Here is a 12,465-nt window from a genome sequence, read left to right as displayed (position 1 = left end):
AAGGGATGGAGTTGCAGATGGCCAGTGGCGGAATCATCAATCACGACGACGCGCGCGGGAGGGATTCTGCCGTGCGGCGCTGGCGGAGTCTTGCCGTCCTCGCCTGTGCGGTCGTCGCGGGGCTCGGACTGACGCCGGCCCGCGCCGAATATCCCGACAAGATCGTCAAGATCGTGGTGCCGTTCGCGGCCGGCGGCGGCACCGACATCATCGCGCGAACGACGGCGCAGGAGATCCAGACGGAGCTCGGCAAGTCCGTCATCATCGAGAACAAGCCGGGCGCCGGGACCATCATCGGGACCCAGACGGTGGCGACCAGCGAGCCCGACGGATATTCGCTGCTGATGGCGACCTTTGCCCACGCGGTCAACCCGAGCCTGTACAACAAGCTGCCGTTCGATCCGCACAAGGATTTCGCGGCGGTCTCGCTGATCGCGCGGTCCTTCAACATCGTCGTCGTCAACCCCGCATCGAAGATCAACTCGATCGCCGATCTGATCACCGAGGCCAGGGCCAATCCGGGCAAGCTCAATTTCGGCACGTTCGGCACCGGCACCTCGGCGCATCTCGCGGGCGAGCTGTTCGACGCGATGGCGAAGGTCAAGATGACGGCGGTGCCCTACAAGGGCGCGGCGCCCGCGATCAGCGATCTCCTGGGCGGGCAGATCGACGTGATGTTCACGACCGTCGCGAGTGCGGCCTCGCTGGTGGCCGCAGGCCAATTGCGGGCGCTGGCCGTGACATCCGCCGAGCGCTCGGCCGCGTTCCCGCAATTGCCGACCGTCGCCGAGGCGGGTGTGCCCGGCTACGCCGCCGAATCCTGGTACGGCTTGTACGCGCCGGCCAAGACGCCGGCTCCGGTAATTGCGCGCCTGAATCAGGCGATTGCCAAGGCGGTTCAGTCCGGGGCTTTCAAGAAGCTGGAGGCGAACGAGGGCCTCATCATGGTCGGCAGCGCGCCGGCGGAGCTCGATCGCTATGTTGCCCGGGAAGAAGAGCGTTGGCGCAAGCTGATCAAGGACGCCAACATCGAGGTGCAATAGGCGCCGGCTGCGCGCGAATCGTTATCGGGATTGCGCCGGAGCCCCTGCCGAGTGTCGGCAGCCCCTCACGTCGTGAGGAGGCTGCCGCATGCTCATGTGCGTGTCACGGACAAGAGTGACGCAGACCGTCGTTGCCCAGATAGGTGCCTGAGCCCGGATCGTAGGATCGATAGCGCTGCGCGCAATAGGAGGCGGCGTTGGATTGAGCCTGGCTGTTGGCGATTGCACCACCGATGATCGCACCCGCGGCAAGGCCGCCTAGAACGGCTGCGCCGCCACCGTAGTGACCGTGACGATGCCCGTAATAGCCGTGCCGATGTCCTCCGTGCCAATGCCGGTACTGCACCTGCTCCACGCCTGAGCCAGGCGAAGGGTTTGCCATCGGCAACGGCGCTGCGAGCAACGGCGATGCCGCCGTGGAGAGCATCGTTCCAACGGTCGCCAGGGCAACGAAAGTTCTGCGCATCGTCATGTCGGGCTCCAGATTGTTGAGGATAAGGAGCAACGGCGAATCTCCCGCTCCGTTCCCTTTGAGGCGTGACGAGCGTCACAGCGTCGCAGAAAATGAAATGTTTGTAAGATGCCGATCGGCCGGCTTGGCCGGGTCCGACGCCATCGCTCGGGATGGTCGCCAGGGTTCCCCATCATTGATCTGAAACAATGATGATCTCGACCACCAATGCTAGAAGGACTCGCAAGTCGCGACTCAGTGCTCCCAGCCGGTCGCGATCATCTTATCGCGTGTTGGAATCCGAGGGCTCAATGGGACGACTCCTGAATATCGTGACGCCGCTGCATACGGCGACCAAGCGCGACTACATGGGGCGCATGAACGACGACAAGATCGGCTGCTCGCTGAAGGCGCGGGAATATGAGGCCGATTATTGGGACGGCGACCGCCGCTTCGGTTATGGCGGCTATCGTTTCATCGAGGGGCGCTGGGCGCCGGTCGCCAAGGCGCTGATCGAGACCTATGGCCTGAAGGACGGCTCCAGCGTGCTCGACGTCGGCTGCGGCAAGGGCTTCCTGCTGTACGAAATGCAGAAGATCCTGCCCGGTCTCAAAGTCGTCGGCTTCGATATCTCCAAGCACGGTCTCGCCAATGCGCATGAGCAGGTGAAGCCGTATCTGTTCAACTATCGCGCCCAGGACGTCTATCCCTATGGCGACGACAGTTTCGACCTCGTGATCTCGCTCGGCACGCTGCACAATCTCAGGCTCTACGAGCTCGAGGCGGCGCTCAAGGAGATCGAGCGGGTCGGCAAGAACAAATACGTCATGGTCGAAGGCTACCGGACCGTCGCCGAGCTGCACAATCTCGAATGCTGGGCGCTGACTGCAGAGTCGATCCTGCATACCTCGGAATGGATCTGGCTGTACGGCAAGCTCGGTTACACCGGCGACTACGAATTCATCTATTTCGAGTGATCGGGCGCTCCCCATGGACATCAAGACTGCCAAGGCGGCCATCCTCGTCGAATCGGGCAAGCCGCTGATCGTCGACGAGTTCGATTTGCCGGAGAGGCTCGAACACGGCCAGGTGCTCGTGCACGTGCACACGTCGAGCATCTGCGGCGCGCAGATCAACGAGATCGACGCCGTCAAAGGCGTCGACAAGTTCCTGCCGCATCTTCTGGGCCACGAAGCGCTGGCCACGGTCGTCGAAACCGGACCGGGCGTCGTCTCCTGCAAGCAGGGCGACACCGTCGTCATGCATTGGCGGCCGGGCAAGGGTGTCCAGTCCAACACGCCGGTCTATTCCTGGCGCGGCAAGCGCCTCAATGCCGGCTGGGTCACCACCTTCAACGAATATGCGGTGGTGTCGGAGAATCGTGTCACGCCCGTGCCTGATACGATCGACCGCACCAGCGCGCCGCTGCTCGGCTGCGCCGTGACGACCGCGCTCGGCGTCGTCAACAACGACGCGCAGATCGCCATCGGCGAAGCCGTCGTCGTGTTCGGCGTCGGTGGCGTCGGCTTGAACATCGTGCAGTTCGCCGCGATGGTCGGCGCCTATCCGGTGATCGCCATCGACCGTCTCGACAACAAGCTCGAAATGGCCCGGCAGTTCGGTGCAACCCATCTCATCAACTCCGAGGCGGTCAAGGATGTGGCCGCCGAGGTTCGGTCCATCACCGGCGCTGACGGACCCGACAAGGTGGTCGAGACCACCGGCGTCAAGAACCTGATCGAGCTCGCCTATGAGATCACGGCGAAGAAGGGCCGCTGCATTCTGGTCGGCGTTCCCCGCGAGAAGGTCGAGATCTACACGTTGCCGCTCCATTTCGAGAAGGTGCTGAAGGGCTCGGAAGGCGGGCAATGCCAGCCGGCGCGCGATATTCCGCGGCTGGTTCGCCTCAGCGACGCCGGCAAGGTGAACTACCGCGGAATCGTGACCCACGAGTTCGCGCTCGACCAAGTCAACGACGCGCTGGACCTGATGCGCAGCGGCACATCGGGCCGGATCCTGCTGAACATCAGCTGAGCGCAACGCAAGCGCCGACGACATGCCGGCGCTGGCGCTGCAGCAGCCAGGTCGCGATCGCCATGTTGACGATATTCCAGGCGATACCGTTGACCAGCGCCGACGCGTAGGAGCCGGTCCAGTCGTAGATCGCGCCAGCCATCCAGCCGCCCAGCGCCATGCCGGCAAGCGTGACCGAGATGGCGAGACTGACGCGAAAGCCGGCCTCCCGCGCCGGAAACAGCTCGCGGATGATCACCGCATAGCTCGGCACGATGCCGCCTTGCGCCAGTCCGAAAATGGCGGACACCACATAAAGTGAAACCAGTCCGTTGAACGGCAAATAGAGCGCGAGCGCCGTGGCCTGCATCGCCGAGCCCAGCAGCAGCGTCGGCAGGCCGCCGATGCGGTTCAACAGCCAGCCGAAGACGAGGCGGCTGGCCACGCTGAAGCCGAGCATCACCGCCAGCATCTCGGCACCGCGCGCGGAGCCGTAGCCGAGGTCGCCGCAATAGGCGACCAGATGGACCTGCGGCATCGCCATGGCGACGCAGCAGCAGATGCCGGCGAGGGCCAGCAGGCCTTGCGTGACGGAAGGAGACAGTCCGATCGACTGCATCGTGTTGCCGCTGCCCTGCGCTTGGCGCGCAGCCGTCGGAACAACCGGCCGCCGCAGCAGAACCAGGGAGAGCGGCAGCATCGTCGCCAGGCAGAACAGGCCGATGCCGATATGGGTCTGTCGCCAGCCATGCGCGGCGATGGCCTGCTGCACGATCGGAGGCCACACCACGCCGGCCAGCGAGCTGCCGGCCGTCGCCAGCGCAATGGCAAGGCCGCGGTGCCTGTCGAACCACAGCGACACGTCGGCGACCAGGGGCGCGAAGCTGGCCGCGCCGCCGAGGCCGATCGTGACGCCCGAGATCACCGCGAACACGGACAGGCTCGGCGCGAAGGCGGTGAGGACATAGCCGAGACTCATCAGGATGGTGCCGCCGGCCAGCGGCGGCAGGATGCCGAAGCGATCCGCGAGGCGCCCGACCACGATGCCGCCGATCATGAAGCCGATGATGGCGAACGTGTAGGGCAGGGCCGCCTCGGCGCGGGGCGCATGGAAATCGGCCTGCACCGCCGGCAACGCCACGACCAGCGACCACATGCCGACGCAGCCGAGCGTGCTGAGGGCCATGGAGACGGTGAGGCGAATCCAGGAATAGGAATTTTCGATCGACGGCTTTTCAGGCGGCACTGGCTTTCTCGGGCTGCTGGAGATCGGCCCTGGGGTATCGCCCGCCGCTGGCCGCGACAAAGCAGGATTTCTCTTTTGTCGCGCGAGCAAAACTCATGCATCCTGCGCCTCTCCCCGCATCGCCCGGAGCCGGCCATGACGTATCTGCTGCCGCCACTCAATGCCCTGCGCGCCTTCGAGGCCGCGGCCCGTCATCTCAGCTTCAAGCAAGCCGCCCACGAGCTGCACGTCACCGCCGGTGCGATCAGCCAGCAAATCCGCCTCTTGGAGGAGCGGCTGGGCGTGCAGCTGTTCGAGCGCCGCACGCGGCAGGTGGTTCTGACCTTGCCCGGCGAGACCTATCTGGCGCAGGTCCGAAAGGCGTTTCGCCGCCTTGCCGACGCCACCGCCGAGCTCAAGCCCGAGGGCGTCACGAGCCTGCTGCATATCGGGCTTCACGCGAGCTTTGCGCTCGACGCCTTGCGCGCGCGCCTTGCCCAATTTCGCCGCGCCGAGCCGCAGCTCGGCATTCGCATCAGCCAGCCGGCGGGGCTGCACGAGCTGCTCGAAGGCAAGGTCGACGTCGTGATCGCGGACCGGGTGCAGCGCTATCCAGGTTACAAATGCGAGCCGCTGGAAAACGGCTTCCTGATCGGCCCGCTCGGGACCGCCGATTGCCCGGAGATCGAGACCCTGCGGTCCTGCCTGCTCGGCGACGGCGAGCTCGCGCGGTCGGCGACGTCCCGGGCCGCGCTGGTGGTCGGGAGGCCAAGTCCGGCGCGCAGGCCGGCCAAGCCGTCCTTTTCCGCCTGAACGGCGCTTTTCACGGCCCTTTCCGTTTCTCGCTCCGGCCGTAACCGGCGGTTAACCATGGATATTTACGCTGTGGCAAGCGTCTGAACTTTCGTCTGTGAGTTGATTTCGAATAGAGCCATGGCGTTCGGTAGCCGCGCATCTCCGCGAAGCATCGCCCCGACGGAGCCAGCGGCTTCGTGGGAAGCGCCGCGGGCTGCGCGGACCCAGCCCGACGGCGCCGCGCCGGGGCTGATCAAGGGATCGCTCAGCGTCTCCGGAGCGCTCGCATTTCTGCGCGGGAACGGCCGCCGCATTCTGACGCTGGCCCTGGCGCTGTTTGCCCTCGGCGTCGTCGCGCTGATGGTTCTGCCGGTCCGCTATGCCGCGACGGCCCTGGTCGTTCTCGATCCTCGGGAGCTGCGCGTCACCACGGAGCAGGACGTCTTGCCCGGCATCGGCCAGGACGCCGCGGCGCTGCAGAGCCAGATCGAGATCGCCAAATCCGACGGCTTCCTCCGTCCCCTGATCGAGCAGCTCAAGATCGCCGAGGACGACGATATCGCGGGCGGTCATACCGACATGACGCGCCTGCTGGAAAAATTCCGCAGCCGCCTCGAGATCACGCGCCGCGGGCTTACTTACGTCATCGCGATCTCCTTCACCTCGAACCGTTCCGAGCGGGCCGCCTACTACGCCAACGCCGTCGCCGAGGCGTTCGTCGCGAGCCAAGGCCGCGTCCGCACCGCCGCCACGGACGAGGCCGCCGACTGGCTCAAGGATCGGCTGAAGACGCTGAACGAGCGGCTGCGAGCATCGGAAGACGCCGTCGCCGCCTTCCGGCTCGAGCACAAGATCCTCAATGCCGGCAAGGATTCGACCACGCAGCAATTGCGGGTGACCGATCTCAATCAGCAGGTCTCCGCCGCGCGTCTTCGCACCGAGGAAGCCAAGGCGCGCTACGACCAGGTGCAGCGCGATCTCAAGGCCAATGTCGAAGGACCGGTGAAGCAGGACCTGTTGAGCATGCTGCGCGCGCAGCGCTCGACCCTGAACGACCAGATCGCGCAGAAGAAGGCGGTGTTTGGCGATCGCCATCCCGACCTCGCGATCTCCTACAGCCAGCTCGCCGACATCAACCGGCAGATCGAGGTCGAGCGGAAGAAGAACATCGACACCGCCAAGTCCGAATATGAAGCCCAGCTGGAGCAGCAGAAGGCGCTGGAAAGGCAGCTCAAGGAAGTCGAGACCAAGATGCTGGTCGACGGGCAGGCGCTGGTGAAGCTGCAGGAGCTTCAGCGCGATGCCGACGCCAACCGGAACATCTACGAGCAGTTCCTGTCGCGGTTCAAGACCACCAACGAGCAGCGTCAGCTGCAGAATTCCCAGACCAAGATCGCTTCGCCGGCCATTCCGCCGCTGCGTTCGACGCGCCCGCCGCTCGCGCTGCTGCTGGCGGCGCTGGCGATCGGCTCGCTGCTGACATCGACCGCTTGCGTTGCGGCGATGGCGAGCATGTCCGGCCAGCCCGCGCCGGTCGAGCCTCCCATGCCTGTAGCGGCGGCGGACACGCAAGCTCGGCAAGTTCAGGTCCAGCCACAAGTTCAGCCACAAGTTCAGCCGCAAGTCCCGCTTCAAGCGCAACCGCCGGCCGCAAGCCGTCCGGACGCGATGCCGCGGCTTCCCGTCTGGGCCCGCATCCCCGATCTGTTGTCCGGGACCGGCCCCACCACGGTCTGGCAAAGGCCGGTTGCCGCTTCGGCCGAACTCGATCTCGGTGTCTATCTGCGGCCGCTGCTGGAGCGGATCGATCGCGTGCCGGTGCGCGGCTGCAAGGTTGCCTTGGTGCTGTCGGTCGGCAAGAGCGCCGGCGGCAACACCGTCGCGCGCTCGCTCAATCGTGCCGCCGTGAAGCGCGGCATGATGAGCGTGTTGATCCGGCTGCAGTCGGAATTCGCCGGCCACCAGCCGCCGGTGACCGAATGGAATGACGGTTCGACCACGGCGGGCCTTCAGTCGATCGACGAGCTCCTGAGCGCCGGCCGCAAGGCCGATGCGAGGCCCGAGGACGATATTCGTTCGGAGTTCGATCTGATCATCGTCCATGCCGGTAATCTCGCACTTCAGCCCGACGCCATCGCGTTGGCCGCGCATGCGGACCTGATCGTGCTGGTGGCGCGTGCCGGCGAGCTCGGATCGGCAGCGATGCGCCGGGTGACTGCCGCGCTGTCGCGATACGAGACCGTGCCGACGGGGCTCGTCGTCAATCATGCGCCCGCGGGATCGCAGGCGCCGCACCCCGAGGGCGGTGCATTGGGTCTTGCGGTTTGACGATGACAGCGTCGCGCCGTGGTTTGCTGGCTGCGGCGATGCTCGTCTCGATCTCGTTCGCCGCGCCTGTGTTTGCGGACGATTGCGTGCCCGTGCCGCAGACGGTCGCGCCGGGGCGGCTCGCTGTGCTGTCGCGCGGCTTCAACGCCGACGGCTGGATCAACGGCGAGGTGCCGAGCCGCGAATTGCTGCAGCAATTGCGAAAGTCGGGAATGAGCCATGTTCGGCTGCCGGTGCCGGCAGAGCGCGTGATGCCGCGCTTCGCCGCAAAGGCCGAGCGCGACGAGACGCTGGGCGTGCTCGACAAGGCGCTGAAGCAGCTCACCGCGCTCGGCTATGCCATTTCGGTCGATCTTCATCCCGGCGAGCGCTTCAACCGCCTGCACAAGGAAGACCCGGACGCGGCGCTGAACGAGATGCAGGAGGCCTGGAGCGGCCTTGCCGGGGTCATGCGATCCTATTCCACCGATCGCGTCTTCGCCGAGTTGCTCAACGAGCCCGATGTCGACGCCGACAGATGGCAAACGCAGGTCGAGACGCTCGCCGCCTTCGTCCGCAAACTGCTTCCCAGCACCACGCTCGTCGTCGGTCCCGTCAATTGGCAGCGCGCGGACTCGCTGCCGCGGTTTCGTCCGCTGGCGGATCCTGACGTCGTCTATGCCATCCACTTCTACGATCCCATGGTGTTCACCCATCAAGCCCATTGGGACGCGCAGGATCCGCTGCACGACATCATCGATCTGCCTTATCCGATCAGCGGCGGCGATCCCAAGGTGCAGGCGATCCGCCGGGATCTGCAGGCGAGGGGCGCGACCAAGGCGCTCGGCATGCTCGACGTCGCAATCGCTGCCGCCAGGGACAAGCCGGCAGCCGATCGCTGGCTCGCGCCCGCGCTCGCATGGCAGCAGCAGTTCAAGCGGCCGATCATCGTCAACGAGTTCGGCGTGCTGAAAGCCGGAGCGCCCCGACAGAGCCGGCTGCGCTGGCTGGCCGAGGTCACCGCCTATGCCAGGGAGCACTGCTGGGGCTGGACGCATTGGGAACTGGCCCAGGGCTTTGGCCTTGTCGACCGCAGTACCGGCAGGGCCGATCCCGACGTGATGCGGGCACTGCTCGGTGGTGCCCCGCGCCCCAGCCGGCGCTGACCTTCCAGCCCGCTCCGCTATCGTTAACGACTCCTTACCCATCGCCCCGCTATCGTGATCGCCGCGCGATGCCAAAGGACGATCCAAGGAACGATCGATGAGCGCCGGAGACTCACCGCAGGATCAGAGCGTGCCATCGCCGCCGGCCTGGCTCGAGCTCGCCACGACATTCTGCATCGCCACGGCAGCGATCGGCTTCGCGCCGATCCTGCATCTGGCGCACCCGGCTCTCGGCATCGTCGTCGAGGTGCTCGTCGGCATCGCCATCGTGCTGGCGGTTCCGACCTACGCGCCGGCGATCGCGATCTTCGTCCTGTTCTTCCAGAACCTGTTCGTTTCGATCCTGTCGCCGCTGGTGCCGCTGCCCTCCGATCTCGACTTCATCAAGGGCTACAATTTCCTCGTCTGCTCCGTGATGTGGCTGGCGACGTTCGGCCTCTACGTGCTGGGCCAGAGGAACCAGTCGGCCGAGGTGAACCGGATCATGCGCTGGGGCGTCGTCACCCTCGCCGTGGTGTCGTTGTATTTCGCGATCGGCTTCATCCAGGACGGGCAGCCGGCGGCGGTCTATCTGCGCAACATCGTGCTGCCGCTGTTCCTGTTCCAGCTCTCGCTGCTGACCGCCGCGACCTACGAGGTGCGCATCACGCCGTTCCTGGTGGCGCTCGCGGTCATCATCGTCTGTTGCGGCTATGTCGAGCTGCTCTTCCGCGATGCCTGGCTCGCCATCACCAACAGCTATACGTTCTGGGGTTTCGACGAGCTCAAGGCGACCCATTCGGGTGTCTGGGAAGCCCAGATGCGCCAGACCGGCAACGTGCCGGTCGACCTCAAGGACCGCTTCAGCTTCGACTTCCTGAACACGCCCTTGCTCGAAGGGTTTGGCCTGTCGAAGATGCTGCGCATCAACGGTCCGAACATGCACCCGATCAGCTTCGCCTACGGGGTCAGCTTTCTCGCGCTGTTCCTGTTCTCGGTGGGACGGCCGCTGCTGGCGCTCGCGGCCTTGCCGCTGCTGGTCTTCTGCAGCGTGAAGGGCGCCATCATCGTGGTGATCTTCGTGGTCGCGGCCTGGATCGCGACCCGTCTGCTCGGCGCCGTGGTGACCTTGCTCCTCGGCTTCCTCGGCATGGCCGCCTTCGCGGTTCTGGCGATCCGCCTCGGGCTGCAGATCGGCGACTATCACGTCATTGGACTGATGGGCGGCCTGGACGGATTCGTGCAGAGGCCTTTCGGCCGGGGCCTCGGCATCGGCGGCAATCTGTCGGACAGCTATTTCTCGATCGACTGGAGCGCCGCGCAGGCGGCCGGAACGATCGATGGCGCGGTCGAAAGCGCCATCGGCGTTCTCCTGTACCAGATGGGTGTTGGCGCCTTCGTGCTGCTGGCCTTCTATTTCGCGATGGCGCTGAGGGCCTGGCGGCTCTACGCCTCGTCGGGCTATCTGACGCAAGGGCTCGCCGGCTTCGGCGTCATGGTCGTGCTGCTCAACGGCTTGTTCCAGGAGGAGGCCCTGTTCGCCCCGCTCGCGCTGGGGCTGATGCTCTCGCTCACCGGCCTCGTCATCGGCAGCCATGTCAGGATGCAGGCCGTCGCCAGCGAGGCGGCGGAGTTCGAGCCCCTCACGCATTATCAGCCGGCGGCGTAGCCCGGCGCCCGCGCTGCAGGAACTTCCACTTTTTCCCAGCGTTGAGCCGACGGTCCACACAAGGGCCGGTTCGTGCGATGAAGAATTTTTCCAACGCTGCATTCTCCCCCGAGGTGATCGAGGTCATGACCACCGCCCTGGAAGCTGCGGTTGCCAGCCTGCCGGAGCCCGTGCATGCCGCGCACGTCAACGCGCTCGCCGAATCCATCCTGCGTACCGCCGGTGCAGGCGAGCGCAACGTTGCCGATTTGCAGCGGATCGCCCTGATGGAGCTGCAACTGCTGCCGCGCGATTGATGCGCAAGGAACGATTAAGTGATGAGGTAGACATGAAGACAACAATCGCTGCCGGCCTCGCGCTGCTCGCCACGCTGTCTGCCGCACGGGCGGACAGCTGGACCAGCTATCGGATCGCCGAGACCGGAACGTCGGTCGACATTCCCGCCTCACTGTTCTCGGAGACGGCTGGCAAGCCCGAAGGCTACGGCCAGCAGTTTCGCACCGCCGACGGCAGGGCCGATCTGTCCGTACAGGCCGTTTCCGACCGGGAAGGTCTTTCGCCGGCCGAATTCCTGGCCAGGAAGAATCCGCCGTCCGGAATCATCTACAAGCGTATCGCGCGGAATTTCTTCGTGGTCTCCAGCATCAAGCGCGACAAGATCTGGTACGACCGCTGCAATTTTTCGGGCGGTTACGTGCACTGCGTGCTGATCAATTATCCCGCGGCCGAGAAGCGGCAATGGGACCGCGTCGTCACGCGGATCAGCCACAGCCTGAGCGCCGACTGACGCGCAGCGAGAAAGCGAGCTGCCCGGGGCCAGCCGGGCAGCAAGCTCGCGAGGGTTAGCGCGCGGTCGTCGACGTCGTCGACATGCTCGGTTTCGAACCCGGCACGTGCGACATCGTCTTGGTCGTCGAGCCGACCTCTTCGCCGGCCTTGACCTTGGTGCGCGTATGCGAACGGCTGAACGTGCCGCCCTCATGGGCCTGCGCCCGGGCATTGGAGTTCATCACGGGGCCGTTGCCCTTGTTCATGCTGACGCCGGTCTGCGCCTTGCCATCGACGGCAGCGGCGCTTCCGCCGGCCGCGATCGACGAGCCGGTGCTGCCGTTCGCGGAGGTGGACGTGCCGCCCGTGCCGACCGTCGAGGCCGCGGTGCCGCCGGCTGCGGCCGAGCCGCCGCTTCCGCCCGTGACGCTCTTCTGCGCGAGAGACGGTGAGGTCGCGGCAAGCAAAGCTGCAACTGCCGCAGTCGCGAATAACGTTCTCATGTTCAATCCTCTCTGTGAATCTTAAGGCGACGAGGTCGAAATCGTGCAGCCGTTGACCGTGATGGTGCTGGCGCTGGTCGAGCCAGGCGCGCCTGCGGTCGAAGACGAGCTGGAGACGTTGCCGCCGCCCGCCTGCACGTGCACCGACGATCCGCCAGCCGAGCTCGAGCTCGACAGCGAACCGCTCGACGCCGTCGATCCCGTGGTGCCCGATCCCGACGCGCCGGCCGCGCTGATGCTGCCGTCGGCATGTTTCTCGACAGTGACCTTGCAGGTCTCGCCCGATGCGGTCTTGCCGGTCTTCTCCATGGTGGTTGCCTGAGCGGTGCCCGCCATCAAGGCCAGTGTTGCGATCGCAATGATTGATCTGTTCATGCGAAGTCTCCTCCAACAAAGACGAAGGAGCGGCATCGCTGCCGCTCCTTCTCAAGGCATCAATCCTTGTCCTTCTTCATCTCGCCCTTGTTGTGACCCTTGCCCTTCTCCATGCCCATGTCGCTGGCATGACCCGCCGACGAGCCGGCCGCGCCGACCGTCGAGCCGCTC

At 65.5% G+C, this 12,465-nt stretch carries 13 protein-coding genes; 9 read left to right on the top strand and 4 right to left on the bottom strand.

What is annotated here, in order from left to right:
* Window positions 1-17 precede the first annotated feature (17 nt).
* Complete coding sequence (locus Q0743_RS19585) at window positions 18-1,043, top strand: tripartite tricarboxylate transporter substrate binding protein (protein ID WP_298243140.1); 1,026 nt, start codon at window positions 18-20, stop codon at window positions 1,041-1,043.
* 103 nt (window positions 1,044-1,146) lie between these two features.
* Here the strand turns inward: Q0743_RS19585 and Q0743_RS19580 are convergent, their stop codons facing one another.
* Entirely contained in the window at window positions 1,147-1,515 is a 369-nt protein-coding gene (locus tag Q0743_RS19580) for a BA14K family protein (protein WP_298243139.1), read from the bottom strand.
* 269 nt (window positions 1,516-1,784) lie between these two features.
* Between Q0743_RS19580 and Q0743_RS19575 the strand changes: the two genes are divergently transcribed.
* Window positions 1,785-2,471, top strand: a complete 687-nt coding sequence (locus Q0743_RS19575; RefSeq protein ID WP_298243138.1) for a class I SAM-dependent methyltransferase — start codon at window positions 1,785-1,787, stop codon at window positions 2,469-2,471.
* A 13-nt stretch (window positions 2,472-2,484) separates the two neighbouring features.
* Window positions 2,485-3,528, top strand: a complete 1,044-nt coding sequence (locus Q0743_RS19570; RefSeq protein ID WP_298243137.1) for a zinc-binding dehydrogenase — start codon at window positions 2,485-2,487, stop codon at window positions 3,526-3,528.
* Here the strand turns inward: Q0743_RS19570 and Q0743_RS19565 are convergent.
* Window positions 3,521-4,693: an MFS transporter gene (locus tag Q0743_RS19565; protein ID WP_298243180.1), complete on the bottom strand. Its 1,173-nt coding sequence runs from the start codon at window positions 4,691-4,693 to the stop codon at window positions 3,521-3,523. The two genes, Q0743_RS19570 and Q0743_RS19565, sit on opposite strands and share 8 nt — an antisense overlap.
* 195 nt (window positions 4,694-4,888) lie before the next feature.
* Between Q0743_RS19565 and Q0743_RS19560 the strand changes: the two genes are divergently transcribed.
* The 6 genes from Q0743_RS19560 (at window position 4,889) to Q0743_RS19535 (ending at window position 11,435) form a co-directional block, all read left to right on the top strand.
* On the top strand, window positions 4,889-5,545 hold the full coding sequence (locus tag Q0743_RS19560) for a LysR family transcriptional regulator (RefSeq protein WP_298243136.1): 657 nt from the start codon (window positions 4,889-4,891) through the stop codon (window positions 5,543-5,545).
* 120 nt (window positions 5,546-5,665) lie between these two features.
* Window positions 5,666-7,855, top strand: a complete 2,190-nt coding sequence (locus Q0743_RS19555; RefSeq protein ID WP_298243135.1) for an exopolysaccharide transport family protein — start codon at window positions 5,666-5,668, stop codon at window positions 7,853-7,855.
* A gap of 2 nt (window positions 7,856-7,857) precedes the next feature.
* Window positions 7,858-9,000, top strand: coding sequence for a cellulase family glycosylhydrolase (locus Q0743_RS19550; protein WP_298243134.1), 1,143 nt, complete (start codon window positions 7,858-7,860; stop codon window positions 8,998-9,000).
* Between the two features lie 97 nt (window positions 9,001-9,097).
* Window positions 9,098-10,648 (top strand): hypothetical protein, encoded by a 1,551-nt coding sequence (locus Q0743_RS19545; protein WP_298243133.1) that lies wholly within the window; start codon window positions 9,098-9,100, stop codon window positions 10,646-10,648.
* A gap of 77 nt (window positions 10,649-10,725) precedes the next feature.
* Entirely contained in the window at window positions 10,726-10,944 is a 219-nt protein-coding gene (locus tag Q0743_RS19540; RefSeq protein WP_298243132.1) for a hypothetical protein, read from the top strand.
* Between the two features lie 32 nt (window positions 10,945-10,976).
* Window positions 10,977-11,435, top strand: a complete 459-nt coding sequence (locus Q0743_RS19535) for a hypothetical protein (RefSeq protein ID WP_298243131.1) — start codon at window positions 10,977-10,979, stop codon at window positions 11,433-11,435.
* Window positions 11,436-11,490: 55 nt separating this feature from the next.
* On the opposite strand, the gene Q0743_RS19530 is transcribed toward Q0743_RS19535, so the two are convergent.
* Entirely contained in the window at window positions 11,491-11,919 is a 429-nt protein-coding gene (locus Q0743_RS19530) for a hypothetical protein (RefSeq protein ID WP_298243130.1), read from the bottom strand.
* Window positions 11,920-11,940: 21 nt separating this feature from the next.
* Window positions 11,941-12,294 (bottom strand): hypothetical protein, encoded by a 354-nt coding sequence (locus Q0743_RS19525; protein WP_298243129.1) that lies wholly within the window; start codon window positions 12,292-12,294, stop codon window positions 11,941-11,943.
* Window positions 12,295-12,465: the final 171 nt, after the last annotated feature.

The organism is uncultured Bradyrhizobium sp. (assembly GCF_936943645.1).
Lineage (GTDB): Bacteria > Pseudomonadota > Alphaproteobacteria > Rhizobiales > Xanthobacteraceae > Bradyrhizobium.
The sequence above is the reverse complement of the archived record's forward strand: the minus strand, read 5'-3'. Positions and strand labels throughout refer to the sequence as shown.